The 25818-nt window shown below is 45.1% G+C and carries 21 protein-coding genes; 2 read left to right on the top strand and 19 right to left on the bottom strand.

Going from position 1 to position 25818, the window contains the following annotated elements; all coding sequences use genetic code 11:
• Nucleotides 1-312: 312 nt before the first annotated feature.
• The 17 genes from N5O98_RS03195 to N5O98_RS03115 all read right to left on the bottom strand — a co-directional run bounded on the left by N5O98_RS03195 (nucleotide 313) and on the right by N5O98_RS03115 (nucleotide 19106).
• Nucleotides 313-783: a lipocalin family protein gene (locus N5O98_RS03195; protein WP_022199994.1), complete on the bottom strand. Its 471-nt coding sequence runs from the start codon at nucleotides 781-783 to the stop codon at nucleotides 313-315.
• A 49-nt stretch (nucleotides 784-832) separates the two neighbouring features.
• Nucleotides 833-1552 carry a hypothetical protein gene (locus N5O98_RS03190; RefSeq protein WP_022199993.1) on the bottom strand — a complete coding sequence of 240 codons (720 nt, stop codon included), beginning with the start codon at nucleotides 1550-1552 and terminating at the stop codon, nucleotides 833-835.
• 105 nt (nucleotides 1553-1657) lie between these two features.
• Nucleotides 1658-2293, bottom strand: a complete 636-nt coding sequence (locus tag N5O98_RS03185; RefSeq protein WP_004296878.1) for an outer membrane beta-barrel protein — start codon at nucleotides 2291-2293, stop codon at nucleotides 1658-1660.
• Between the two features lie 20 nt (nucleotides 2294-2313).
• The gene (locus N5O98_RS03180; protein WP_004307812.1) at nucleotides 2314-2805 is read right to left on the bottom strand and encodes a hypothetical protein; all 492 of its coding nucleotides are present in this window, start codon (nucleotides 2803-2805) and stop codon (nucleotides 2314-2316) included.
• A gap of 99 nt (nucleotides 2806-2904) precedes the next feature.
• Complete coding sequence (locus N5O98_RS03175; RefSeq protein ID WP_004296881.1) at nucleotides 2905-3135, bottom strand: hypothetical protein; 231 nt, start codon at nucleotides 3133-3135, stop codon at nucleotides 2905-2907.
• A 686-nt stretch (nucleotides 3136-3821) separates the two neighbouring features.
• Nucleotides 3822-4436, bottom strand: coding sequence for a polysaccharide deacetylase family protein (locus N5O98_RS03170; RefSeq protein ID WP_004296883.1), 615 nt, complete (start codon nucleotides 4434-4436; stop codon nucleotides 3822-3824).
• 108 nt (nucleotides 4437-4544) lie between these two features.
• On the bottom strand, nucleotides 4545-7958 hold the full coding sequence (locus N5O98_RS03165; RefSeq protein WP_022199992.1) for a DUF2723 domain-containing protein: 3414 nt from the start codon (nucleotides 7956-7958) through the stop codon (nucleotides 4545-4547).
• A gap of 204 nt (nucleotides 7959-8162) precedes the next feature.
• A complete protein-coding gene (locus tag N5O98_RS03160; RefSeq protein ID WP_004307814.1) occupies nucleotides 8163-8936 on the bottom strand; it encodes a metal ABC transporter ATP-binding protein in 774 nt (257 codons plus the stop codon).
• 37 nt (nucleotides 8937-8973) lie between these two features.
• Nucleotides 8974-9897: a metal ABC transporter solute-binding protein, Zn/Mn family gene (locus N5O98_RS03155; RefSeq protein WP_118161519.1), complete on the bottom strand. Its 924-nt coding sequence runs from the start codon at nucleotides 9895-9897 to the stop codon at nucleotides 8974-8976.
• A gap of 44 nt (nucleotides 9898-9941) precedes the next feature.
• Complete coding sequence (gene mnmD / locus N5O98_RS03150) at nucleotides 9942-10688, bottom strand: tRNA (5-methylaminomethyl-2-thiouridine)(34)-methyltransferase MnmD (RefSeq protein WP_032851885.1); 747 nt, start codon at nucleotides 10686-10688, stop codon at nucleotides 9942-9944.
• 61 nt (nucleotides 10689-10749) lie between these two features.
• Complete coding sequence (locus N5O98_RS03145; protein WP_004296698.1) at nucleotides 10750-11229, bottom strand: YqaA family protein; 480 nt, start codon at nucleotides 11227-11229, stop codon at nucleotides 10750-10752.
• Nucleotides 11214-12224, bottom strand: a complete 1011-nt coding sequence (locus N5O98_RS03140) for a hypothetical protein (protein ID WP_118161520.1) — start codon at nucleotides 12222-12224, stop codon at nucleotides 11214-11216. The genes N5O98_RS03145 and N5O98_RS03140 overlap by 16 nt, the downstream gene beginning before the upstream one ends.
• 235 nt (nucleotides 12225-12459) lie before the next feature.
• Nucleotides 12460-13734, bottom strand: coding sequence for a phosphoribosylamine--glycine ligase (purD, locus tag N5O98_RS03135; RefSeq protein ID WP_004296700.1), 1275 nt, complete (start codon nucleotides 13732-13734; stop codon nucleotides 12460-12462).
• A gap of 65 nt (nucleotides 13735-13799) precedes the next feature.
• A complete protein-coding gene (locus tag N5O98_RS03130) occupies nucleotides 13800-15998 on the bottom strand; it encodes a S9 family peptidase (protein WP_022199989.1) in 2199 nt (732 codons plus the stop codon).
• A gap of 14 nt (nucleotides 15999-16012) precedes the next feature.
• On the bottom strand, nucleotides 16013-16576 hold the full coding sequence (locus tag N5O98_RS03125; RefSeq protein WP_022199988.1) for an ORF6N domain-containing protein: 564 nt from the start codon (nucleotides 16574-16576) through the stop codon (nucleotides 16013-16015).
• A gap of 144 nt (nucleotides 16577-16720) precedes the next feature.
• Nucleotides 16721-18184, bottom strand: a complete 1464-nt coding sequence (locus N5O98_RS03120; protein WP_022199987.1) for a THUMP domain-containing class I SAM-dependent RNA methyltransferase — start codon at nucleotides 18182-18184, stop codon at nucleotides 16721-16723.
• Between the two features lie 16 nt (nucleotides 18185-18200).
• Nucleotides 18201-19106: a serine O-acetyltransferase gene (locus N5O98_RS03115; RefSeq protein WP_004296704.1), complete on the bottom strand. Its 906-nt coding sequence runs from the start codon at nucleotides 19104-19106 to the stop codon at nucleotides 18201-18203.
• A gap of 122 nt (nucleotides 19107-19228) precedes the next feature.
• Here N5O98_RS03115 and N5O98_RS03110 point away from each other — a divergent pair, with 122 nt between their 5' ends.
• Together N5O98_RS03110 and N5O98_RS03105 are read left to right on the top strand one after the other, a co-directional pair.
• Nucleotides 19229-21280: a tetratricopeptide repeat-containing sensor histidine kinase gene (locus N5O98_RS03110; protein WP_022199986.1), complete on the top strand. Its 2052-nt coding sequence runs from the start codon at nucleotides 19229-19231 to the stop codon at nucleotides 21278-21280.
• Nucleotides 21277-22056: a LytR/AlgR family response regulator transcription factor gene (locus tag N5O98_RS03105; RefSeq protein WP_004324209.1), complete on the top strand. Its 780-nt coding sequence runs from the start codon at nucleotides 21277-21279 to the stop codon at nucleotides 22054-22056. The genes N5O98_RS03110 and N5O98_RS03105 overlap by 4 nt, the downstream gene beginning before the upstream one ends.
• Before the next feature lie 88 nt (nucleotides 22057-22144).
• On the opposite strand, the gene N5O98_RS03100 is transcribed toward N5O98_RS03105, so the two are convergent.
• Both N5O98_RS03100 and polA read right to left on the bottom strand, forming a co-directional pair.
• Entirely contained in the window at nucleotides 22145-22540 is a 396-nt protein-coding gene (locus N5O98_RS03100) for a DUF3836 domain-containing protein (RefSeq protein WP_118161521.1), read from the bottom strand.
• 390 nt (nucleotides 22541-22930) lie between these two features.
• Nucleotides 22931-25780, bottom strand: coding sequence for a DNA polymerase I (gene polA, locus N5O98_RS03095; protein WP_022199985.1), 2850 nt, complete (start codon nucleotides 25778-25780; stop codon nucleotides 22931-22933).
• Nucleotides 25781-25818: the final 38 nt, after the last annotated feature.

The following is a 25818-nucleotide window of genomic DNA, read 5'->3' as shown; positions in this document are numbered from 1 at the left end:
TGTGCTGAATTGCTTATACAGTCAAAAAAGAAGGATTGTCGAGGTGTGACGAAACGCCCTCTTTAATTTCTTTTACTCACTGAATACGCGATTCATTATTGAATATCATGCGTCTTTTCTAATAGATGAAGGAGGTGTGTCATAATGAATAATAAAACGCAGATTAACGCAAATTATCGCAGATTATTCCAATTATATTGATATATTAATCAACGACTTATAAAATTATTTCTGCGATAATTTGCGTTAATCTGCGTTTTGACACACTCCGTTATTTTTATCTTTCTGGAAAAGAAAGATAATGTCCTTGAGCTATCTTGTAAAAGCGTGTTGTTCGTAATATTCGTATGTCGTTCCGTCTTCTTTCTCTTTCTCACGAAGTTCATAGACTAATTCATTCTCTGTCATTGTGGTCACTGTCCACACTTCTGTGTAATTATCCTCTTCAGTGTCGATGAGAGTCAGCTTATTACCGGAGTAGCTCCATGTACCGTGATAATAATTAGTACTTCCGGAGGAGTTGTAGACATCTTTTTCTACATACGTACCATCTTCCTTGAACTCTATGGAATAACGGTTGGTTCCATTTACAAAATCTTCTTTAGAGTCACTTACCTTTTCACCATCTTCCCATTCTTGTGAAAGATAATACGCTCCATTCCATGTTCCTAACAATAAATCGCGTGAACCGACAGCGTCATCGTCGTCATCGCCACAGGAATAAATGCTGAACGACAGTAATACTGCAACTATGCAAACGGTTGCTTTCCAGATTGTTTTCATAATAAATTGTTTTAATTGTTTGATTTTGAGATGATTTGTTTTTATGGGATTATTTGATAATCGTTTCCACATGTCCATTCTTGAAGAATAGGTAGAACGAGCTGGAATACATCCATTGCACTTCTCCATTTGATTCTTGAATAGTCTGCGGTTTGCCGAAGGCCAGCAGACATTCATCTTCCGTCATGCCTTTCACCGGCTTGTTGATACTGATTTCATTCCAGTGAGTGATTGGTGAAAGTTGGTTCGTTACGATGAAGTCGAACATTTTATTCAATACTTGCGATTCCACCTGTACGAAGTCATCCATGATTTCTTTGTGAGATGCTTTCTTGTCCGGTTGCAGCTTCTCCATGGGAGTGATTTTTTTCATTATCACTGCTGATGATTCTATCCGTATATTGGAAAGATAGTAGACCAGCTTGCCGTCTTTTACTTGAAACAGGGCTTTGCAATAGTAAGTATTCTTCTGATTTGAATCTGCTTGCGAGGCAAGTATCAGATCGCAAATGAAGTTTTTAGCCGGTACGTTTACCTCTGTGATCCCTTCCCGTAGCTGCGGACAGACATTTTTGACGGTCCATAACAGTGCATTAGCGTAGATGTTCTCGTCATGCATGCTGCTGAAAGGGGTAAATCCGCTGACCACATATTTATTGCCGTCTGCACTGACGGGATAGCTCTTTTTCTGTTCGGTGAAAGTCTGTGCTATCAGCGGGATAACTCCCGTCAGCAGATACATGATTGCCAGAAATTGTCGTTTGGTCATCATATTCCGTTATTTTTAAGAAAACAGCATCCACGGCCCTTTTTGCGAAGAGAAAAGATCGTGGACGCTGAATAAATAATATGGTTTATTGAGGTTTGGTTGTCCTTAGAAGGCAATACCTAGACGAATCATAAAGTTGCTGGTCTTGAATCCGTCGGCATCGCTGAATGTATCTATGAATCCGCGCTGATAGGTGAGATCCAGGTTGAAACGGTCGTACCAGACTCCTACACCGATATTCATACCGGCATCGAAATGATTGTAGTCAACTTCCATGTAATCTGCGTAATCTCCCCAACTGATGCTCTCTCCGTCTGCTTTCATTTTGCTCGTGTAATCGTAGCTGGCAAAGACTCCTACATGCGGGTCGATATGAACATTGTCCGCCACTGCAAATTTCCATCCGAATGTGAACGGAGAGTATTGTATATTATGAGCCATGCACTTCGTGTCTTCCACTTTGAAACCACGGGAGCCGAGTCCAAATTCCATTCCCCAGTATCCTCCTGTGCTGCCTAAAGGCTTCTGGTAGCCAAATGTTGCGTTATATCCGATGTTTGAGTCAGCTCCTTCGGCTCCGTCACCGGAGAAGTTCATGATATTCAAACCTGCACGCAAGAACCATTGTGTGCTGCTGGCTTGCTTCTCTGTTTTGACGATTGCACTTCTGGATGATACGATTTGCGCTTGAGTTCCTACGCACAATAAGAGTGCGGCAATCATTGATAGTACTTTTTTCATTGTTATTTATGTTTTAGTGATTAATTCTTATTCTTAACGACAGGTGCTATCTGGCTTTTTCCATCCGTGGGTGATAACTTCTGCAGACGTATCCATTCATAATCGTCCTGGGTGGCAGGATGCCAGTTGACAAAGATGCCGGGATAACCTACTACTGTAACCGTGTATCCCCCTGTTTTTTCATTATCTTCCACTTTGAAAGTGGCTCCCATGATGACATCGCAGTTGTATTTGATGGTGGACAGATACGTCCCCCATGCACGGATGTTGTCAAGTTCTCCTTTCATGGCGATCTCCACTTCCTCTTTGCTTAGTGTCCATTCATCCTTGATTCGTCCCTTATCTTCCAGTATTTTCACCTCGACAACTGTGGGTTTGACACAAACTTCAGTAACTGCATCGCCTGCACGTGCCTGTGCATCACGAAACTTGAAGACCGTCTTTTGCGCATGGGCTCCGACGGCACAACCGACAACCAGAGCAATAATCAGAAATAGTTTTTTCGTTTTCATGTCCTTTTGTGATTATATGTTAATATGCCTGCAAAGGTATGCGAAAGGAGTATACTACCGAATGAAAGCATAGTTCCAAGAACGATACGGAATTGTATCCTATTTGGATACACTGGGGAAGTTTCCGGTATTGATGCTGTCGGAAAGATCGCGGAAAAAATCATGGCCGAGGATGCAGGAGATGCGCCAGAGCAGGTGGATGTCGATATTCTCTTTCCGGAATATCTTGTAAACATTGGGGCGTGTGCAGCATAGTTGGGTAGCGAACCAGGTGACGGTGCGTCCCTGTTCGTGAAGCGTGCGTTCAATAAGTTGTCCCGCATGAATCATGTGCCTATTCTGCTTATGTGTGTCCCCCAGACTCCCGTTGGGCGGACAATTCAATCTATTGTTGACAGGAATATACAGAAAAGGCGTGGGAATCTCTCACCTTCGTCCGTTCCGTGTTCAAGGCCTTCGCAATGCCAACTATCGGGAACGAACAACGCAGAAAGCCCACGCCGATATGTACAACACCCGTAGCCTCCCTTTGTTTTCCAAAGTGAGGCACGGATGTATATAAATACACATCAGGAGGACGTCTTTGTTGCTGTTAGTCATTCCGATAGGTCAAAGTTTGCGAAGTTCTGAACACAAATGACAAACGCTTGTAAACGTCTTCTCAATATAAACGTCTCTCCCTCGCCACCCGGAGGCTTTCTGCGGAAGAGACCGTTGCAAATGTATAAAAAAATACGGTTGGAAATGGTAATGTGAATCAGAAACTTTTTGAATGCAGGTTGTTTTGCCCTCTTTTTGCCCTTTACCAGGCGAAATGCGGTTGCGCTGGTATCTTATAAGAAAGAGGAGGGATCTTTCAATTTTGGGCACGAAACGGGCTTTAAACTACAAAAGCCGGGGCATAATACCTCGGCTTATATTTTTTCTTCTTGTCAGGGAGCTTTTTTATTCATCAGAAACCTTTTCTTTCTTATCAGGAAGCTCTGCTCTTTTCGAAGTTTCTGTTTTTTCAAAGATTATAACACCTTGAATTCATAACCTTCCTCTTTCAGGAACTCGATGGCACGGGGAAGTGCGTATTGCAGGTTACCGTTGTTCCATGACTTCAGCGAATCGTGGAAAGTGATGATAGAACCGTTTCGCGCATAGCGTTTCACGTTGTTCAGCACTTGTTCCGGGCGCATCCGCTTACTGTAATCGCGGGTCACGAGATCCCACATAATGATGCGGTAATGATAGCGCAACGTATAATACTGCCTGAATCCCATGTGTCCGTGTGGTGGACGGAAGAGATCGGAATGAATAATATCATCTACCTTTCTGGCATTTGCCAGGTAATCCGGATTGGAATATTCAAATCCACGGATGTGGTTGAAAGTATGGTTACCGATGCGGTGTCCGTGCTCTACCACCATCCGGTATTCATCCGGGTGTTTGCGTATATTGTCGCCTACCATGAAAAAGGTAGCTTTAATATGATGCTTTTCCAGTATTTCCAGTACCCAGGGAGTTACTTCGGGGATGGGGCCGTCGTCGAAAGTCAGATAGACTGCCCGCTCATTCGGGTCCATCCGGAAGATAGCTTGTGGATACAACGCCCGGAAAAGCCAAGGTGGTTGTTCTATAAACATGAGAGTCTGTGTTTTGAAGTATTAGGAAATAAGTATTAAGTATTATACCTTACGGAAAACATGCCGGAAGCTACGTTAATACTTAATACTTATTACTTCATACCTAAATTATTTCCCTTTCATTCTCGTCACGTACTCGTTGTATAGCTGATCGAGTTGCGTAGAGTAATGTTTTGCGAGTTCTTCTGATTTGTATTTTTCCATTAGGCGGACTTCGGCGTCAAGCAAACTGGCGTTGTACACGAAGTTTTCGCTGGCAATGGCAAGCTGGTTATCGTTCAGGCTAAGATACCAGATCATGTATTCGAGCGACTTGTTGGCAAGCTCGTCGATAATCTTGTTGGCTTTCTCGTTCTGTCCCAGTTGATAATAAGACTCTGCCATTTGGAAGGCGCCATTTGCCCAGTCATACGGTACGTTGATTGCCGGAATCATCTTTTCGGCGTAATCGAGTGCAGCGAGTGCCTTGTCCTTCTTACCTTCTTTGATAAGCTGTCCTACGAGCTGCGTGAAGATACGGCGGTGCGTGTAGCACATACGCATCACGTTCTCGTCGATGTAGATACCCGGCTTGTCGATACCGCCGAACTTGAACTTGTTCATCAGGTTTTCGTACATCTTTTCACTGTCGATCTTGCTGTCCAGTTTGTCCGTATCGAACGGAGTGAAGCGGTAGGCGAGACCCTCCTGTGTGAAGTGGTTGCCCATGCCCAGATGGTTTTCGCTTCCTACGGTGATTGCCATATAGATAGGACGTTCCCAGTTAGCGTTGGCAAGCATTTCGAGCATCATCAGTTCACTCTTGTAGAGGGCGCGTTTCGGGTTGCCGTTGGCGTCTCTAAGGGTGATTGTCATGTATTCGGGGATAGAGTCGCCCAGAGCTTCCGGTATTTTCATGCCGGAGCGGCGTACGGCTTCCTTATCTATCTTCATGACGATGCTGTCCGTAGGGATGAGCGGAAGCTGTATTTCTTTTCCTGTCTTCTTGAGAAGTTCTTTCAATTGGTCGTTCTTGCCAAGCATCCAGCGGTTGATGATTTCCTTCAGTTCATAAGGATTCTCACCGAAGATGGAGTGAACGAGCGACAATATGGTAGTGTCTCCCTGTGCAGCCAGTTCGTTTGCCTGTTTGAAATAGCTGTCGATAAGAGCTTTCATTTCCGGACGGATAGAGATATATTCGTTTTGTCCTTCCACGTATTCCACACGGTCCCAAGTGATAGGGAGTGACGGAGAATCGTAGGCCGGACGTTTCATCTGGTCTATATACCAGTCTGTTTGCAGGTAACTTAAGTTACAGGTGCGGGCATCCGTACGGAAACCTTCCGTTTCCTGATTGTACCACAATGGGAAGGTATCGTTATCACCATTGGTGTAGATAATCGGGTTGCCTTCTTCCTGCAAAGTCATCAGGTAGTTCTGTCCGAAGTCGCGGGCAACGAAGCGTCCGCTGCGGTCGTGGTCATCCCATGTCTGTCCCGCCATCTGGATGGGGACGAACAAACAGAGCACTGAAGCCAGAACGGCTGCCGGAAGTTCCTGCATCTTGGCATAATCTCGCAACATGCGGATGATACCTGCCACTCCCATACCTACCCAGATGGCAAAGGCATAGAACGAACCGGCATACGCATAGTCTCGTTCACGGGGTTGTGCAGGAGTTTGGTTGAGGTAGAGCACGATAGCGATACCTGTCATAAAGAACAGGAAGAATACCACCCAGAATTGCTGGATACCTCGCTGGCTATGGTAAGCCTGCCAGAAGAGTCCGATTAAGCCGAGAATCAGCGGCAGACAGTAGAATACGTTGTGTCCTTTATTGTTTTTGAGATCTTGCGGAAGCAATTCCTGGTTACCTACCAGTAGGTTGTCGATAAACGGAATACCGGTGATCCAGTTGCCGTGCTCAATTTCTCCGCTACCCTGTATGTCATTCTGCCGTCCGGCAAAGTTCCACATGAAGTAACGCCAGTACATGAAGTTTAGCTGGTAGGAGAAGAAGAATTTGATATTTTCCCATTGGGTAGGCATGTTTACCATCACCATCTCTCCACACTGGTCGTAAGGAACGTCATATCCCTTGATGTCTACCCATTGTTTGTAGAGCGGTGCGTGTGACGAACTGTACATACGCGGGAAAAGCATATTCTGTGCATATTCGTATTCCACACGTCCGGGAAGTTCGATATAAGAGTCTTTTTCGTCGGGCGAAGTCTTTTCCTTGCGGACAAACTTACTTCCTGCTTCCGATTGGCGCGGAATACAATAGCCGTCTTTTACGTCAAGTGCCACTTTCGAAGAGAAAGCAGGGCCGTAGAAGAGCGGACGGGTTCCGTATTGTTCACGGCCGAGGTATTCGCCCAGGGTGAATATATCCTCCGGTGAGTTTTGATCCATCGGAGTGTTGGCAGTAGAACGGATAACGATCAGTGCGTAAGAAGAATACCCGATTACGATCATCATGGTGCACAGCAGGGCTGTGTTCATGGTGCGGGCGGAAATGCGCCATTTCTCCTTAATCTTGGTCTGAATGTTCGGAGCAAGATAAAGACCCAGTGCAGCGATGACCAAGATTCCAATAACAATACTGCTGGCTCCGTGCCCATAGAACGGGATACCCAGTAGGGCAATCGTCAGGATAAAGGAGATAGCCATGCGTGTTTTGTTCTTTTCGGTATAGCTTTCGTATACGCCCCAGATCAGAGCCGCTGCAAGCAGAATAATATAAACCACTACACCTGAATTGAACGACATTCCGAGTCCGTTGACAAACAACAACTCGAACCAGCCGCCTACTTTCACAATACCCGGTACGATGCCGTAAAGCACGGCTGCAACGAGTACCATTGAGCCGAATAACGCAATTAACGAACCTTTGGCGGTAGCGTTTGGAGTTTTCTTGTAATAGTATACCAGTACGATGGCGGGCAGACAAAGCAAGTTCAGCAAGTGAACACCGATACTCAATCCCGTCAGATAGGCGATGAGGATAATCCAACGGTCGCTGTGCGGCTGGTCGGCTACGTCTTCCCATTTCAGAATCAACCAGAAAACAACAGCGGTAAACAGGGAGGAGAAGGCATATACTTCACCTTCCACGGCCGAGAACCAGAATGTGTCACTGAATGTATAAACCAGTGCACCGATCAGTCCGCTACCCATCACTGTGATAAGCTGTCCTTTGGTGATATTGTTTTCGTCAGTGATAATCAGTTTGCGTACCAGGTGGGTGATGCTCCAGAAAAGGAACAGGATACAGGCGCCACTCATGAGGGCACTCATGTAATTCACCATTTTAGCAACAGTTGTTACGTCGGAAGCAAATTGAGAAAACAGATTCGCCACTAGCATGAAGAAAGGCGCGCCGGGCGGGTGTCCGACTTCCAGTTTATAGCCGGTGGTTATGAACTCCGGGCAATCCCAGAAACTTGCGGTCGGTTCTATTGTCAGGCAGTAGACGGTTGCCGCAATGATGAATGTAAGCCAACCCATAAGGTTGTTTACGGTTCTGTACTGTTTCATTAGCACTATCGTAGTTTATTCGTTAAAAACAAATTATGAGGTCGCAAAGATAGTGATTTGTAAGGATAATGAGGAAGAAAGTAAGAAATATTAAGTAACAAAGGGGTGATTTACTATCTCTTTCACTCTTCCGGAAGGCAGCAGAGAGGGAAGATACATTTTAAAACAAGGAAGCCGTATATCTATATAGAGTCTATGGGAACTTTAATGATGGTGATTATGCTCTCCTAAAACCCGGTGAGGCAATGTACCGTGTCCCAATAGCTCGATAGGGCAGTTGAAGTTCCTTTCCAGCCATTCGGTAGTAACGCCTGTATCCGGATGGTAATCCAGCGTTTCGTTGACGCAAGCGATAGATTTTACCTGTTGCAATACAGTGCCGATGTCGTGACTGACAAGGATAATGGCACATTCTTTATTGATTTCAGCCAATAACTCATAAAGGCGTGCTTCGAAACGCTTGTCGATATACGTGCTGGGTTCATCGAGAATCAATACCGCAGGGTCGGAGATGATGGCACGTCCCAACAGGGCACGTTGCAGCTGCCCGCCGCTTAATTGCCCGATAGAACGGTGTTCGAGTCCTTCAAGCCCCATGCGGGAAATAATCTGTTTACCTTTCTCTTTCTGTTCGGGAGTAAATCGTGAAGTGAGCGATTTTTGTATGCTTAATCCGGATAGGATCACTTCTTCCACGGAAATAGGGAACTTCCGGTCTATACTGTTGTATTGAGGCAGATAACCCAGGAAAGTAGAAGTGGTTTTAGTAGATGCTTTTTCAGGAGTATGGAATATAATTTCCCCTCCGGTTGGCTTCAACAGACCGAGGATGCACTTTATAAGCGTCGTTTTGCCGCCTCCGTTCGGACCTATAATACCTAGAAAATCCCGTTCGTAGATGCTTAGATTAACATCGTGGAGAACAGTGCGACCGTCATATCCGGCGGAAAGATTCTTTATTTCGATTATTGGTTTCATCGTTGGAAATGGCTTGATGGGTTCTTTCTTTATACATTTATTTTGTTGCAGCCTGTGGCGCGAGGGCTTTGGCTACATTCAGCATTTCTTCTTCCCAGTCGTAACTTAGCGGATTGATAGGGATCACTTTCGTTCCGGTTTGCTGCGCGATGGTTTCCGCATTGCGTTTGTCAAATTCCGGTTGAACAAAGATTACACGTACATCTTCTGCCTGACACAGGTCTATCAAGGCTTTCAGATGGGCGGGAGAAGGTTCTTTGCCCCCTTCTTCGATGGGAATCTGATGCAATCCGTAGTCGCGGGCGAAGTAGGAGAGAGCCGGATGATAAATCATGAAGGCTTTGGCTGCTTCGGGAGCGGAGAGTTGACGGCGAATCAGGCTGTCGGTGTGCTGGATACGCTGGCAGAGCGAATCGTAACGGTTTCTATAGTATACCTCATTTGCCTTATCCAGTTGGCTAAGGGCTTTGTAGGTGTTTCCTGCAATGATTAAAGCATTACCGGTGGAATTCCATACGTGCGGTTCTACGGCGTGGATATGCCCGTCGTTACTGTTATGTCCGTGGTCGTGGTCATCATTGTTGAGTATGAGGTCAATCCCTTTGGAGGTGTCGAACACTTGAATATGGGGGGTATTGTTCATCAAACGATCCATCCAGGTCTGTTCGAATCCGATGTATCCGATGCGGAAATAGGCTTTGCTGTCTCCCAGAGAAACAAGTTGTTGGGGGACAGGATCATAGGTTTCCGGGCTGGAACCTTTGGGGACCATGCTGACTACTTTAAATTTATCTCCGGCAATAGCTTCCGTGAAATAACGTTGCGGTTCCAGGGTGACGGTAATCACCGGTTTTGCTTCGTCATCGTTGCTTGCTTGGGAAGAGCGTCCTGTGCAGGCTGCCATTAGGAGGCAGGCACTAAGGAGGAAAAGGGTTCTCATATCTTTTAGTTGTTTTTTCATGACTTCTTCTATTTCGGGGGTTCTTTTTTATCTTGTTTCTATTCTTATTTTCGGGCCCGTAATATTTCCCGTTTACCACCCGGAGGTCCGGGCAGACGTTCTACTGTGAATCCGGCTGTCTGTAACATCCGGCGGACGACACCTTTGGCGCAGTAAGTGGTCAGGATGCCGTCTCTATCTAATAAAACGTAGAGGCGGTTGAATAGTTCTTGCGACCACATTTCCGGTTGCTTTTCCGGTGCAAAGGCATCGAAGTAAATGAGGTTAAATGAAAGATTCAGGGCAGGTGATTCGGCGTTGGTTACGCTATCATTGATATTGCTCATTGTTCGTTCTCTGTTCTCAACCCATTTGTTTACATCTGTCTCTACTTTCCGTAGGGTGAAGTGTGGAGTGAGTTGCACGTCTTTCTCCCAAGGTGATGTATGAAGTTGCTTAAACAATTCGATAGCCGGTTGCTGCCGGGCGGTCGTCGTTAATTGTTCATCATTGGAGATATATCCTAATTGCTCTATCGTCTGCCATTCCAGTGGATAGAGTTCCAATCCTGTATAGTGTATATTCCGTCTGCTTCTTTCTGCTTCTTCAAGGGTGAGCCAGGCGTTTAGCCCTGTCCCGAAGCCGATCTCAAGAATATGCGGAGTAGTGGCGGAAGAGGCTTTAAGTCCCATATCGATGAAAATATGTTGAGACTCCGTGCGTGCCCCTTTCGTTGAATGATAATGTTCATTCAATTCCGGAACAAACAGGGTAGCGCTCCCGTCGTCGGTTTTCTCAATAATCCTTTCCATCATACAATCTCTAATGCTTACTGTCTAACGTCTAATCCTTTTTACCTGATATTTAAAATCCTTACCCTGCTATAGCGTCCCAGGCACTTTCGAGTGCATACAGGAGAAGAATATAACGTATCAGTTTGCCGACAAACATGGAAACTATGGTGAGCCATGTGTTGCTTCGCATAAATCCCAGTGCAATGGCTATCACTTCCCCAATAGCGGGAAGAAAGGTGAAGAAGGCCATCAATGCTCCTTTTCCTTGCAGGAATTTCACCATTTTGTCTACTTTCTCTTTCTTTACCTTGAAATATTTCTCGATCCAACTGATTTTGCCCAGACGTCCCATGTAGTAGCAAGTCATTCCGCCTACTGTGTTGCCCAGAGTGGCGGAGATCAGACAGGCTATCGGGGGCAGACCGAGTTTCACCAGTGCCACCAGTACCAGTTCGGAACTGAAAGGCACGATGCTCCCAGCCAGTAAAGCCGAGATGAATAATCCCGGGAGTCCCCATTCTATGAGGAGTTGTATCGTTGAATCTATAAAAGCGTCCATATATTAAAAGCGAATAAGAGGATGAGACCGACCAATGAAATGATGAAAAACACATTCGAACTTTTACTATTGGTCAGTACAAAGAAATGTCCGATCAGGATGCTGTTGCTTATGATAAGCAAAGGCAATAGGGCACTGCAATATATCGGTTGCAGGGCAATCAGCAGGAACAGGAAAATCGTCAGGTCTATCAGGAATTGGAGATAGGCGCGTGTGCGTATCTTATCCTCAAATCCGGCGGCGATGCAATGGACGGCACTGACGATGAACATCACCAACAGATAGCCGAGTATTGCCAGTTCCCAAGGCTGGAGGATTTGCAGGTTGAAGAATTCCCCGATAGTTAGTAGCTGATTGAAAGGGCGATAGAACAACTCCATCTCGTTGTAGAAGAAGGCGTGTCCGAACAGCATCCAGTATGGCAGCATCCATCCGAGCAGCGCACCGCAGAAACTACGCGGAGTGAGCGACTGGAAACGGTAGGCTTCGAGCAACCAAAGCACCGAGAGGATGGTGAACTGTGGGAACAGAATACTTCCCGCTCCGATAAAGAAGAAGGAGTAGAATAAATAACCCGCAGCTTGAGTTTGCTGATAGCTTTTAAACAGAAAATAAATGGAAATGAGAAAGCCCAGGGCAACAATATCTCCTGTATATAGGTAATGCATTTTCGGGCAGACGGTGACCAGCAGGAAATAGATAGCTGTCTGCATGGAAGCCCTCATACGGATAATGCTGAACTGATTGTTCAGCTCTATCAGAAAGTAACCGATGGTTGCATAAATCAGGAAGCTGACAATCCGGTCTGCCCACCCCGGAAGCAGAAAATCGCGGGCGGGTTGCCAGGCAGAAGGGCTGCTTTCGAGTACGGTTGAGGCTATGGAACCGGGAAATAAAAAGTAAGTCAACACCCAGCCCAGGGCGCAGATAAAGATAACGGCAGGCAGGGTCCACCGTCCTGCCGTCACTTGACTTTGTAGTCTTTTATTTCTCATGAGTTTATTACTTGTTATCTCTTGATACTATAGGTACATTCGGTTGATATTCTGGATATTAATATCCTGCATGCTTGATGTTAACAACCATCCTGTCAGCTGTTAATACCTGATTCCTCAAGTATTAACAATTGTCGTCTAAACTATTAATACTTGATAACTCAACTATTAATGCTTGACAAGTCATGGTGTTCAACGCTATGCGGAATAGGGCTACTTGCGTGCGAAACTTGAATTACAAATCGAATCCGATATCGCGGCGGAAATACTTCTTGTCGAAGTCGATCATGTCTGCCACTTTGTAGCTCTGTGCCAGTGCCTCTTCTTTCGTTGCACCGTAAGAGCAAACGGCAATCACACGTCCTCCGTTCGTCACTACTTGTCCGTCTTTCATGGCTGTTCCGGCATGGAAAATGATGCTGTCGGTAGCGGCAGCCTGTTCCAGTCCGCTGATAGGGAATCCTTTTTCGTAGGCTTCGGGATAACCGCCGCTGACAAGGATGACACAGCCGGCTGAACGTGGGTCCATCACCAGTGTTTTTTCGTTCAGGTTGCCTGCGGCAGTACCTTCAAGCAGTTCTACGAAGTCGCTCTGGATACGGAGCATCACGCTTTCTGTTTCCGGGTCGCCCATGCGGACGTTGTATTCGATCACCATCGGTTCACCTTTCACCTTGATAAGACCGAGGAAGATGAAGCCTTTGTAAGTGATGTTTTCTTCTTTCAGGCCGTTGATGGTCGGTTCGATGATGCGTGTGCGTACTTTCTCCATAAATACTTCATCGGCAAACGGAACCGGAGTAACGCTACCCATACCGCCTGTATTCAATCCTTTGTCGCCTTCACCGATACGTTTGTAGTCTTTGGCTACGGGGAGGACTTTATAGTGTTCTCCGTCTGTCAGTACGAATACAGAGCACTCGATACCGCTTAGGAACTCTTCGATTACAACGGTTGCCGATGCAGAGCCGAACATGCCACCCAGCATTTCTTTCAGTTCTACTTTAGCTTCGTCCAGTGTAGGGAGGATAAGTACTCCTTTTCCGGCACAAAGACCATCAGCCTTCAATACATAGGGAGCTTCCAGCGTTTCGAGGAAAGCGAGACCTTCTTCGAGGTTTGCGGAAGTGATGCTTTTGTAGCGGGCTGTCGGGATGTTGTGGCGCATCATGAAGCCTTTGGCAAACTCCTTGCTTCCTTCCAGTTCTGCTCCTTGAGCCGAAGGACCGATAACGGCAATATGCTTTAGCTCCGGACGGTTCTGGAAGTAGTCGTAAATTCCTTCTACCAACGGGTCTTCGGGGCCTACTACTACCATTTGAATGTTCTCTTTCAGAGCGAAAGCGCTGATGGCTTCAAAATCGGTTGCTTTGATGTTGACATTCTCGCCTACGGCAGTTGTTCCGGCATTTCCCGGAGCAATGTACAGTTTTTCAACTTTCGGACTTTGGGCAATTTTCCATGCCAGTGCATGTTCGCGGCCGCCCGAGCCAAGTAATAATATCTTCATCTTTGTGCTATTATAAGTTATACTGTTATATATGATTTGTATAGATGCGGTGGACTTCACAGGTTTTATAAGTTCTGCTCAAAGTACCGGGTGATTTTCTCGTGCAGATGTACACGGTCACGGCCTGCTACGTTGTGCTTGTGGCACGGGTAGATAAACAGGTCGGGATAAGTGCGGGCATCTACACAGGCTTTCATAAACGACAGGGTGTGCTGTGGCACGCAGGTATCGTCATGATCGTCGTGAATAATCAACAGGTGACCTTCCAGTTGACCGGCAAGATTCTTCAGGTTACATTCTTTGTAGCCTTCCGGATTGCTTTCCGGTGTGTCCATATAGCGTTCGCCGTACATCACTTCATAATAACCCCAGTCGATTACCGGACCTCCGGCAACGCCTACTTTGAATATCTCCGGGTAACGGAGCATCAGGGCGGTAGTCATGTGACCTCCAAAGCTCCATCCATGTACGCCGATGCGCTCGCTGTCTACGTAGGGGAGGGATTTCAGGAATTCAACGCCTTTCACCTGATCTTTGCCTTCTTCGATACCGAGACGGCGGAAGGTGGCATTTTCAAATGTTAGTCCGCGGTTGCTGCTACCGCGATTGTCGATGGTGAACATGATATAGCCTTTGCTTGCCATGTATGTGTCCCATCCGCGTGCGCCGTTCTGCCATCCTCCGGTGACGCATTGCGCGTGAGGGCCTCCGTAGACATATACGATTACGGGATATTTCTTAGCCGGATCGAAGTTTGCCGGCTTCATCAGGCGGTAATGCAGGTCGGTAGTGCCGTCTGCCGCTTTGATTGTTCCGGTTTCGATGCTTGGCATCTGGTATCCGTCGTAAGGATTTTCGGCTGTCAGCAAGTTGGCTGTTTCTTTGAAGTTTTTGGTGTCTACCAGGTTGATGACGCGGGGTTGGTCTTTGGTGGAATAACGGTCGATAAGGTATGTACCAGAGGCGCTAAGTGTTCCGCTATGTTCGCTTTCCTTGCAGTTCTCAAACGGCTCGCTTATCTTTCCATTACTTACGTTTACTGCAAAATGGCCGCTTCTCAAGCCTTCTACGGCAGTGAAGATGACCTCTTTACGCTTTGTGTTGAATCCTAGGATTTCGCTGACCAGCCAGTTGCCTTTGGTTAGCTGTTTTACTTTACCGGCCTGGAAATAACTACCGCCGTTGGCACTATTATAGGTTTCACCTTTCATGTTTGCTGCATTTGTCTCAAAGAGATAAAGGTGATTGTAGCCGTCACGCTGACTTTGATAGATGAACTTGGTAGGGTCCCACGGCAAAAATACGATGGGGTTTTGCGGTTCAACGTATTTAGGGTGCATTTCTTCATAGAGAACTCCCATGGGTTCTCCTGTCTCTGCGTTGTACTGGCAGAGTTTGGCATGATTCTGGTCGCGGTTTACTTCGATCAGGTAGAGGCTCTTTTCATCCGGTGCCCAGCTGATGTTAGTGAAATAACGGTCTGTCGGATCGCCTGCATTCAGATAAATGCTTTTACCGGTAGCAGGGTTGTAAATGCCTACTTTTACCTGATGGCTCGTCATTCCTGCCATCGGATAGCGTACGTTATTTACTTCGCCTACACGTGCAGTGATGTCTACAAGCGGGTATTGTGTCACCATGCTTTCATCCATACGGTAGAAAGCGAGCAGGTTGCCTTTCGGACTCCAGAAAGTTCCTTTGTTGATACCGAATTCATTGCGGTGCACTGTTTGTCCGCAAACGATGCCTTCGGGTTCATTGGTTACTGCTTTCTCATTCACATATAGATTGTTATCTATCGTGTAAGCCACATTTCCACTGGCTGCGCAATAGTCTTCATTATTTGCCCCGTCCTTTGGTTTGAAAGTGCTGATAACCTGATTGTTCTTGAAATCATATACAATGAACTTTCCTGCTATCGTGAATAGCATTTGTGCCTTGTCTGTCCATGGAAAACGGACGGAATACAGGTGTGATAATTTTCCTGCCTTGTTTTCTTCAAGCACTTTGTTGATTTGCTCGCGAGTGATAACCATTGTTTCTTTCCCGGTTTTGGGTTGAATTGAATAAAGGGTATCTACTCCTGGCTTGATACATTCGTCGCCCCACCATTGCAGCCCGTACAGGTTTTCTGCATAGAGGTAACTCTCGCCGCCCGGAATCAGTTCTTCCAGCGTCGGTTTTTTGGTTTCTTGTGCCATAACATTGAATCCGATTGGTAGTGCCAACAATAACAGAATGGCTCTTTTTCCAATTTTACTCATTGCTCTTTTCTTTATTATTTGTTTTTAAATCCTTCTATTTTTACTCTGTCCAAAGGAGTCTGCTTTATTTGAATGGCAGCACTCAATTTGGCGAAAGCGGTGAATAGGTCGTCAAATTGCTTCTCGTAGCTTTCTCTGTCGGAGGATATGTCCTCTTCCAAGTATTCAATCCTTTTCCTCAATTCTTCCAATTCCTGTTTTGGAGCATGGGAGAGCAGGTATTGGCGCATGTGGACGAAGGCTCGCATGATGTTGATGTTGACTTTGATGGCTTTAGGGCTTCGAAGTACTCCAGAAAGCATGGCGACACCTTGTTCGGTAAAAGCAAAAGGTGCATATCGGTTACCGCCCTTGTTTGAGGTTGCAATTTGCAACCTCAAACTGATTTCCAGATAGTTAACTTCCTCGTTTGATAATTGGAACATGAAATCGGCTGGAAATCGTTCTATATTTCTTCTTACCATTTGCTTGAGATATTTTGTTTCAATCTCATACATTTCCGCCAAATCAAAGTCAAGCATAACTTTCTGCCCTCTGATCTCATATATCTTGTTTTCTACTATGATTAAATCATTCATATTTCGTTTAACTGGCAGCTTACTGTCTATGACTGTTGATTAATATGGTTATTTTTGGGTTCAAGATCGCAATTTGCGACCTTGAACTATTTATTCTGTGAGTTAATGATTGCTGAAATAAGTCATTAACTATTGAATCTTAGCCTATTCCCCTTCCTTCTTCGGAATCCTCGGCTCCCGGTTCCCTTTAAACTCTCTCGGGCCTCTCGAATCTCTTCCTCCGCGGAATTCTCCCTGTGGCTTTCTATCTCTGTCGCCACCTTTGAAGTCGCCACCTTCTCTGCGCGGCTTGTATTCTCCTTCTCTGCGTGGCTTGTATTCTCCCTCTCTGCGAGGTCTGGACTCACCATCCCGGCGTGGTTTTAATTCACCTTCGCGACGTGGCTTAAACTCTTTTCTTTCTCTGAATCTTGGAGCCTGTTCACCTTCACCCTCTTTCTTCTCTTCGCCCTCTTCCTGGCTCTTGAACTCTTTATATTTTCCGTCAAAAATCTCATATTTGCGGAATTCACACTCCAACGGTCCATTGAACAAAGGAACCTTCTGGCTTGCCTTCAAGCCAATCTGGTCGAAACACTCTTCCCGATAAGAAAGCACCCATGCTTCGTTTCCTACAAATGCATGTTTCAGACGTTCGCCGATCATCTGGTAAAGACCGAGCAAATCATTCGTAGAGATACGTTCCCCATAAGGAGGATTGGTGATGATGATTGATTTCTCTTTCGGCTGTTCGAACTGCTGGAACGGTTGCAATTTTAGCACGATATCTTTCGATACACCGGCAGCTTTTATATTGTGAGTTGCAATCTCATTCGCTTTCGGATTGTTGTCATACCCATAAATCTTATGAGTAAACTCACGCTCCTGACTGTCGTCATTGTAAATCTCATCAAACATATCCGCATCGAAATCCACCCATTTCTCGAAAGCAAACCCTTTACGGAATACTCCCGGAGCGATATTCTTAGCAATCAGTGCGGCTTCTACAGGGATAGTACCCGAACCACACATCGGATCGATCAGATCACATTCTCCACGCCATCCGGTCATTAAAATCATGCCGGCAGCCAATACCTCATTCAACGGAGCTTCTACCGCTTCCTGGCGATAACCGCGACGGTGAAGTGATTCTCCGGACGAGTCCAACGACAAGGTACAGGTAGTCTGTGCAATATGAATGTTCAGAAGTACATCCGGGTTGTTGATGCGTACCGACGGACGTTTACCCGTTTTCTCGCGGAAGTAGTCCACAATCGCATCTTTCACCTTGTACGAAACGAATTTCGAATGGCGGAACTCCTCACTGAATACTACTGCATCGATAGCAAATGTCTTGTTCACATCGAGATATTCTTCCCATGGAATAGCCTGTATTTGATTGTAAACCTCGTCAGCATCTTTGGCCGTAAAGTTCTTGATGGGTTTCAGGATACGGATGGCGGTACGTAGACAGAAATTAGCCTTGTACATCATACGTTTATCTCCTGTAAATGAAACCATACGACGTCCTATTTGAATGTCGTTGGCTCCTAATGCTGTCAGTTCTTCTGCAAGTATCTCTTCCAGTCCCTGGAAAGTCTTGGCTATCATCTCGAATTGTTCGCTCATATAGATTCTTTTGATTTTATTTTTTTGCTTTAGTTTGTACGATTCTTGCTCCTGCGGGCACGTTTTCCGTTACCCAGATATTACCGCCTACGGTTGCATCACGCCCGATGGTGATTCTTCCCAGAATAGTGGCGTTGGAATAAACAATTACATTGTCTTCCAGGATCGGATGGCGGGGGATTCCCTTGATAGGTTTTCCGTCGGCATCCAGCGGGAAACTCTTGGCTCCCAGCGTGACACCCTGATATAGTTTGACGTTGTTTCCGATGATACTCGTGGCGCCGATTACGACACCCGTACCATGGTCGATGGTGAAGTGAGTGCCAATCTTTGCGGCCGGATGGATATCAATTCCCGTTTCGCTATGCGCCATCTCCGTGATGATACGGGGAATCAGAGGAACACCCAGTTCCAGCAATTCATGCGCGATACGGTAATTGCTGATCGCTTTAATGGCCGGATAACAGAATATGACCTCTCCATAGCTTTCGGCAGCCGGGTCACCGTTGTAGGCGGCTTCCACATCTGTTGCCAGTATCCTCCTCATAGCGGGTAACTTACTGATGAATTTAGCAGCAAGACGTGCAGCTTCTTCTCGTTTGGAGTCGGAGCAGACGTTGCATTTCCCCTCTATGGAAGTGCTAAAACATAATCCGGCCAAGATTTGCTCACAAAGTAAATCAAACAATTTTTCAATGTTTACACCGATGTGATAATTGATAGTCCGGCTGTTAATAGTAGAATTTCCGTAATATCCGGGGAAAAGAATGGAGCGTGAAAGCTCAATAATTTCATACAAGACTTTTGCAGAGGGCAGTGGCTCGCCATCTTTGTGCTGATGAAACAGTCCTTTATAAGATTCGCTTTCCGATAGCTCATCGACTGCCTGTGTCAAAATGTGGGTGAAGTTCAGTGGACTCATTAGGTCAGTTGCTCATATTTATATGGGCACAAAGGTATTAAAAAAATAATAAAATTCGCTGGGATTCAGGATAAATAATGTATTTTTGTCACATTCAAAACATGACATGAATAAGGGGACTGATGAATCAGAAGACTGCTATGAAACTATTTGGACTGTTGGGGCTGTTGATGTTGTTGAGTTGCGGATATGCTGATAGACACCGCAATAGCTCTTCATGCGAACAGGCGTTGGTTGATTCTCTGGAAGTTCGTGTACAGGATTCTTTGTTTTCCAATGTGCATTATTCCCGCTCACAACTGCTTGAGGCACTGACGCAGACGCAAGATTCCCTGGTTTATTATCGTCTGCTCGCCCTTTACGGGAAAACATTTTTTGTCTCTTCCGATTTTGATTCTATACTCTATTACAACCGCCGGGTAAAAGAATTTTCCCGCAATGCTTCCCAATCTTCTGAATCTCTCCAGTCTCCACGATGGAATGATGTATTGTCCGATGTCTATAATATCGAAGGCAACGTATGGATGCAACTGAACCGCCCTGATTCTGCAATTATCGACTATAAGAAAGCCTATGGATATCGCCTGAAAGGAAAAAAACTACACCTGCTTCCGGATATTTGTATCAATATAGCTGATGCCTATCTGCATCGCAGTGACTTGGCGCACACTGCTTCGTATTACCGGCGCGCCCTGTTTCTCTGTGATTCTTTGAACTTGTCCGAGCACACGAAATTTCCTGTCTACTACGGATTGGGGCAGACTTACATGGAACTGCGCGATTTCGATTTATCCAATCATTACTATGAATTGGCCGGGCAGTTCTTCGATGAAATGAACGTGAGCGAGCAATGGACCTATCTCAACAATCGCGGCAACCATTATTATTACCGGAAAAACTATCAGGAGGCTTTGAAATATATGCGCAGGGCCAATGCACTCGTATCTTCTTATCCGCAGATGGTGTTTGAACAGAACTTTATCAAAGTAAACCTGGGAGAATTGTACTTGCTGACTGACAAACTGGACTCCGCACAGATCTGCCTGGACGAAAGTTATCGTTTCTTCTCCGATATACAGCATAACTCGGCTGTTCATTACATTGAAACCCAGATGATTGAACTGGCATTGAAGAAAGGTAATATAGCCCAAGCGAAGACTATGATCGCCCGGACTGCTCCTGTGGGGCATCTTGACGCCAATATGTTGACTATACGCAATCAGTATCTGCAACATTATTTTGAGCATACCGGTGATTATCGCCGTGCCTATGAATACCTGAAACGTGATTGCCATCTGGACGATTCCATCCGGAGCGAACGGATACAGATGCGTGTTGCCGAATTGGATATGCGTTACCGGCAGGATACGATAGTGCTTCGTAAGGAAATGAAGATTCAGCGACAGGCGGCAGAGATGAGAGTGCTCAAGTTGAGCGTATCTATCTGGGTACTTGTCTGCGTGTTGCTTGTGGCAGGGGTAGTGATAGTTGTCTGGTATATGCGTAAAAAGAGGGAGTTTCTTCGCCAGCGTTTCTTCCAGCAAATCAACCGTGTCCGCATGGAGAATTTGAGAAGCCGGATTTCTCCTCATTTTACTTTTAATGTACTGGGACGTGAGATCAATCAGTTTAACGGCTCGGAAGAGGTGAAACATAATCTGATGGAACTGGTGAAATATCTCCGTCGTAGCCTCGAACTTACCGAGAAATTGAGCGTATCTTTGCAAGACGAACTGGATTTCGTCCGTACATACATCGAACTGGAACGTGGACGTGTCGGAGAAGATTTTGTCGCAACAATCACGGTGGAGGACGGTTTAGATGCAACCCGCATCATGATTCCATCTATGATTGTGCAAATTCCGGTGGAGAATGCTATTAAACATGGACTGGCGGGAAAGGACGGAAAAAAGGAGCTAATGGTATATGTTTCCCGTGAAACAAATGGGATTCGCATAACGGTTACCGACAACGGACGCGGGTATCTCCCGCAGGTAGTTTCCGCCACACGGGGTACTGGTACAGGATTGAAAGTGTTGTATCAGACCATTCAATTACTGAATACAAAGAACAAGAGTGATAAAATACGTTTTAATATAACCAACAGAAGCGATGGACAAACCGGTACGGAAGTGTCGGTATATATCCCGTTTCGTTTTTCTTATGATTTATGATGGAGACAGAAGAAAAGTATAAGGTAGTCATCGTTGACGATGAACGTACAGCGATTGATGCTTTGCGCCGAGAGTTGGAGCCCTATCGTGAATTTGAAGTAAAAGGAATCGCAGGGAATGGTGCAAAAGGTAAAAAGATGATTATGGAGTTGCATCCGGACTTATTGTTTCTTGATGTGGAACTTCCGGATACGTTGGGACTCAATCTATTAAGTGAAATCAGGGAGGATATTTTGTGGGATATGAAGGTTGTGTTTTACACCTCTTATGACAAATACTTGCTTCAGGCGTTGCGTGAGTCGGCTTTCGACTTCCTGCTGAAGCCTTTTGAAGCAGAAGACCTGAAAGTAATTATGGACCGTTACCGGAAGGCTATGAGCTCTACTTCGCTTCCTCTTTTGCCTTCTTTTGCTTCTTCTATTAGTGCATTGATGCCCCAGCAAGGCATGTTTATGATTAGTACAGTGACAGGCTTCAAACTCTTGCGACTGGAAGAAATCGGCTTTTTTGAATATCTGAAAGACAAACGTCAATGGCAGGTGGTCTTGTTTAATCAAACTTGTCTGAATTTGAAGCGAAATACAAAAGCAGAAGATATTATCAGTTATTCACAAGCTTTTGTACAGATTAGCCAATCTGCTATTGTAAATGTTAATTATCTGGCAATGATTGATGGTAAATGCTGTCAACTTTATCCGCCTTTTCACGATAAGAACGATTTGATTATTTCCCGAAGTTATCTAAAAGAACTGCAAGAGCGTTTCTTTGTTTTGTAATGTAGACCTCATATTATGAAATACGCCACTTCTTCAGCAGAAGCGGCGTATCCTTTTGTTAGAATATTAGAATGAGAGAGAGTTTATGTTACATATTTGTATTATCCATCGTAACGGTCATTTCGGGTACCAGTACGTAGGCTTGTTTTTTAGCGTTCCATTTATAATAATTCGTAGTAACGGTCTTGCCTTCATAAGTGTAATTGATGCGTAGGTCTTTTTCCCATGCGTCTTTGCTATTGTTCCATTTCAAGGCCTCGCTTTCAATCATACGTTTGTTGTCATCGTACTTGTAGTTGTACTTCATGTAGTTGGCGAGTGTATTTCCGTTCATTTTGTAAACGGTTTGTCCCACTGTCATGCCATTCTCTTCGATTGGATTATAAATCAATTGATTATCGTAGCTACGTGCAGAAGTAGCAAGCGATACAACAAGAAGAGCTGCAGATAAAACGAACATTTTTAAAGATACTTTTGCTTTCATGGCTATTTAAGTTTTTGGGTTATACTTTCATTTGTCTACCAAATACATTGGTTTTATGCTGCAAATCTACATATTAATTTGGTATTTATGCATTTTTGAAGATAAAAGATTGTCAAAATGTCAAGAGTGAAGGTGGGTGATAACTAGCTTTTTGCCAATATTGGTGACAAAAAAATATCCGGCAGTCAATCTGCCGGATATAGAATGAATCACTTCGTCGAAAAAGGAATCTTTTTTCTAGCTTTCTGGATACAGAGTTAAATAATGTTATTACTCATACTTGCTTTTATTTTGTAAGCGGAGGCCCCGGATAAGGTGGAGTCTCCCCGCGCAATTAGTATCTAAAAGATAGCAATTCCTTATTGAGGTAGTCTTTATTCACTTGATGGTTTAATGTGCCTCAAGCCAGTTTTTGCCCCATCCGCAATCTGCTTTCAAGGGGACGTGCATACGGTATGCTTTCTCCATTTCTTCGATGACGATTTCTTCTACACGCTCTTTTTCATTGACAGGAACGCTGAAATTTAATTCGTCATGTACTTGCAGGATCATTTTGGCTTGTATTCCTTCGGCCTGAAACCGTTGATAGATACGTGCCATTGCTACTTTTATAATATCTGCCGCACTTCCCTGGATAGGGGCGTTGATGGCATTTCGTTCGGCATATCCGCGTACAACGGCATTCCGGGAATTGATGTCCGGCAAGAAGCGCTTCCGATGGAAGATTGTTTCCACATAGCCTTTTTCCTGGGCCACCTGAATGCTTTTATCCATATATGCTTTCACTCCCGGATAAGTTTCAAAGTAACCGTCGATTAACTCTTTGGCTTCTTTACGATCTACATTCATTCGTTCGGCAAGACCAAATACGGATATGCCATAGATGATACCGAAATTGGCAGTCTTGGCTTTACGGCGCATGTCGGAACCTACGTCTTTCAGGTCGATCTTATAAACTTTGGCAGCAGTGGCCGCATGAATATCGTGATTGCTAAGGAAAGCATCAATCATATTCTTATCCTCGCTAAGGTGTGCCATGATGCGCAATTCAATTTGCGAATAGTCGGCAGAGAAGAAGAGGCAGCCTTCATCGGGGATGAAAGCCTTGCGGATTTCTTTTCCGTTCTCGTCGCGGATAGGGATATTTTGTAAGTTCGGATTGCTTGAACTAAGGCGTCCCGTAGCGGTTACAGTCTGGTTGAAAGAGGTGTGCACCCTTCCTGTGCGTGGATTGATGAGCTGGGGGAGTGCGTCTATATACGTGCCCAATAGCTTTTTCAGTCCACGATGTTCCAGAATCTTTTCTACTACCGGATGTTTGTGCCGGAGGCTTTCGAGCACTTCTTCCGAGGTGACGTACTGGCCGGTCTTAGTCTTTTTTGCCTTCTCTACGATTTTCAGTTTGTCAAATAGTACCTCACCGACTTGCTTGGGCGAAGCGATGTTGAAAGTTTCACCGGCTAATTCGTAAATCTCTTTTTCGATTTGCTCCATCTGGGCGGTGAAATGGGCGGACGATTGCTTCAATGCTTCCGTATCCAGCAATACTCCGTTTCGTTCTATATTAACTAATACGGGAACTAGTGGCATTTCTATATCATAGAACAAACGTTCTGCATCATTTTCTTTCAGTTCTTTCTCCAATACATTTTTCAGTTTCAGAGTTACGTCTGCATCTTCGCAGGCATATAGATATACATCTTTCGGGTCGAGATCGCGCATGTTCTTCTGATTCTTTCCTTTGGGACCTATCAGTTCGTCAATGTGGATAGTCTGATAGTGCAGGTAAATTTCCGCAAGATAATCCATGCCATGACGAAGTTCCGGTTGAAGAACATAATGAGCGATCATCGTATCGAAAAGTGGACCTTTTACTGTTGCGCCATAATTTTGAAGAACAATCATGTCGTACTTGATATTTTGTCCGACTTTTAACGAATTCTCATTTTCGAAGACCGGACGGAACTCATTTACGATTTTTAACGCTTCGTCTTGGTCCGATGGTACGGGAACATAAAAAGCTTCATTCTCTGCAATCGAAAAGCTCATTCCGACTAATTCGGCATCCATTGGTTCGGTTCCGGTGGTTTCCGTATCTAACGAGAGAATTTTCGATGTAAGTAACTTTTGAATAATTTCCTGCCTTTTCTCCTCTGTATCAATAAGTTGATAGCTATAAGTGAGCGATTCTAACGTCTCTAGGTTCGATTTTTTTGCTTCACCCGGTTCATCGGGCGTGAAATTCGCAAATAAATCGCCTTGCATTCCGCCTCCTTCTTCGGGAAAAAGTGGAAGAGGAGAGGGGGCACTTTTTCCAGTAGCAACTTTGCTTCCGGTGGCAGAGGTTATTCCGTTTCCGGAAATATCTTTTTTGAGCACCCGGTCGATGAGTGTTCTAAATTCCAATTCCTCGAAAATGCTGCGGAGTGAATTCTCGTCTGCTTCTTCGCGGACAAGAGCATCCATCTCAAGTTGGATAGGGACATCGATTTTAATGGTGGCGAGAAATTTCGAGAACGTAATCATTTCCCGATTGGTTTCCACTTTTGTTTTCAATGCTCCTTTCAGTTGGTCGGTATGTTCCAATAGGTTCTCGATGCTTCCGAATTCGGAGACCAGTTTTTGAGCAGTCTTTTCTCCTACTCCCGGACATCCGGGAATGTTATCTGAAGAGTCGCCCATCAGTCCGAGCATATCGATCACCTGTGTCGGAGACTGAATGTCAAACTTGGCTTTCACTTCCTCCACTCCCATCACTTCGAAACCTCCTGTGTGTTTGGGGCGATACATAAATACTTTGTCACTTACCAGCTGCCCGTAATCTTTGTCGGGAGTCATCATATAGGTAGTGATACCCTGGCGACCGGCTTCGGTAGCGAGCGTACCTATCACATCATCGGCTTCGTAGCCTGCCACTTCCAGAATGGGGATGCGGTAGGCGCGTATAATATCCTTTATAATAGGTACGGAAAGACGAATTGCTTCTGGAGTTTCTTCGCGTTGTGCTTTATATTGTTCAAAAGCCTCGTGGCGGAAGGTGGGACCTGCGGGGTCGAAGGCTACTCCTATATGAGTGGGATTCTCTTTTTTCAATACTTCTTCGAGGGTGTTCACAAAACCCAGTATGGCTGAAGTGTTGAATCCTTTGGAATTGATTCTTGGGTTCTTAATAAAGGCGTAATACGCCCGATATATCAATGCATAAGCGTCTAAAAGAAATAATTTATTACCTGAATCCATAGATTTAATTAATTTTTCATGGTAAAAGTACAAAAAAA

Origin of the sequence: Bacteroides sp. LFL-34 (assembly GCF_027257075.1) — a bacterium.
In the GTDB taxonomy this organism is placed as follows: Bacteria; Bacteroidota; Bacteroidia; order Bacteroidales; family Bacteroidaceae; genus Bacteroides; species Bacteroides ovatus.
Note: the sequence above shows the minus strand (reverse complement) of the source record. Positions and strands in the feature narration are given on the sequence as shown.

Coding starts and splice junctions, on each gene's coding strand:
- N5O98_RS03195 (WP_022199994.1), bottom strand. CDS start 783: ATGAAAACAATCTGGAAAGCAACCGTTTGCATAGTTGCAGTATTACTG.
- N5O98_RS03190 (WP_022199993.1), bottom strand. CDS start 1,552: ATGACCAAACGACAATTTCTGGCAATCATGTATCTGCTGACGGGAGTT.
- N5O98_RS03185 (WP_004296878.1), bottom strand. CDS start 2,293: ATGAAAAAAGTACTATCAATGATTGCCGCACTCTTATTGTGCGTAGGA.
- N5O98_RS03180 (WP_004307812.1), bottom strand. CDS start 2,805: ATGAAAACGAAAAAACTATTTCTGATTATTGCTCTGGTTGTCGGTTGT.
- N5O98_RS03175 (WP_004296881.1), bottom strand. CDS start 3,135: ATGATTCATGCGGGACAACTTATTGAACGCACGCTTCACGAACAGGGA.
- N5O98_RS03170 (WP_004296883.1), bottom strand. CDS start 4,436: ATGTTTATAGAACAACCACCTTGGCTTTTCCGGGCGTTGTATCCACAA.
- N5O98_RS03165 (WP_022199992.1), bottom strand. CDS start 7,958: ATGAAACAGTACAGAACCGTAAACAACCTTATGGGTTGGCTTACATTC.
- N5O98_RS03160 (WP_004307814.1), bottom strand. CDS start 8,936: ATGAAACCAATAATCGAAATAAAGAATCTTTCCGCCGGATATGACGGT.
- N5O98_RS03155 (WP_118161519.1), bottom strand. CDS start 9,897: ATGAAAAAACAACTAAAAGATATGAGAACCCTTTTCCTCCTTAGTGCC.
- mnmD (WP_032851885.1), bottom strand. CDS start 10,688: ATGGAAAGGATTATTGAGAAAACCGACGACGGGAGCGCTACCCTGTTT.
- N5O98_RS03145 (WP_004296698.1), bottom strand. CDS start 11,229: ATGGACGCTTTTATAGATTCAACGATACAACTCCTCATAGAATGGGGA.
- N5O98_RS03140 (WP_118161520.1), bottom strand. CDS start 12,224: ATGAGAAATAAAAGACTACAAAGTCAAGTGACGGCAGGACGGTGGACC.
- purD (WP_004296700.1), bottom strand. CDS start 13,734: ATGAAGATATTATTACTTGGCTCGGGCGGCCGCGAACATGCACTGGCA.
- N5O98_RS03130 (WP_022199989.1), bottom strand. CDS start 15,998: ATGAGTAAAATTGGAAAAAGAGCCATTCTGTTATTGTTGGCACTACCA.
- N5O98_RS03125 (WP_022199988.1), bottom strand. CDS start 16,576: ATGAATGATTTAATCATAGTAGAAAACAAGATATATGAGATCAGAGGG.
- N5O98_RS03120 (WP_022199987.1), bottom strand. CDS start 18,184: ATGAGCGAACAATTCGAGATGATAGCCAAGACTTTCCAGGGACTGGAA.
- N5O98_RS03115 (WP_004296704.1), bottom strand. CDS start 19,106: ATGAGTCCACTGAACTTCACCCACATTTTGACACAGGCAGTCGATGAG.
- N5O98_RS03110 (WP_022199986.1), top strand. CDS start 19,229: ATGAATCAGAAGACTGCTATGAAACTATTTGGACTGTTGGGGCTGTTG.
- N5O98_RS03105 (WP_004324209.1), top strand. CDS start 21,277: ATGATGGAGACAGAAGAAAAGTATAAGGTAGTCATCGTTGACGATGAA.
- N5O98_RS03100 (WP_118161521.1), bottom strand. CDS start 22,540: ATGAAAGCAAAAGTATCTTTAAAAATGTTCGTTTTATCTGCAGCTCTT.
- polA (WP_022199985.1), bottom strand. CDS start 25,780: ATGGATTCAGGTAATAAATTATTTCTTTTAGACGCTTATGCATTGATA.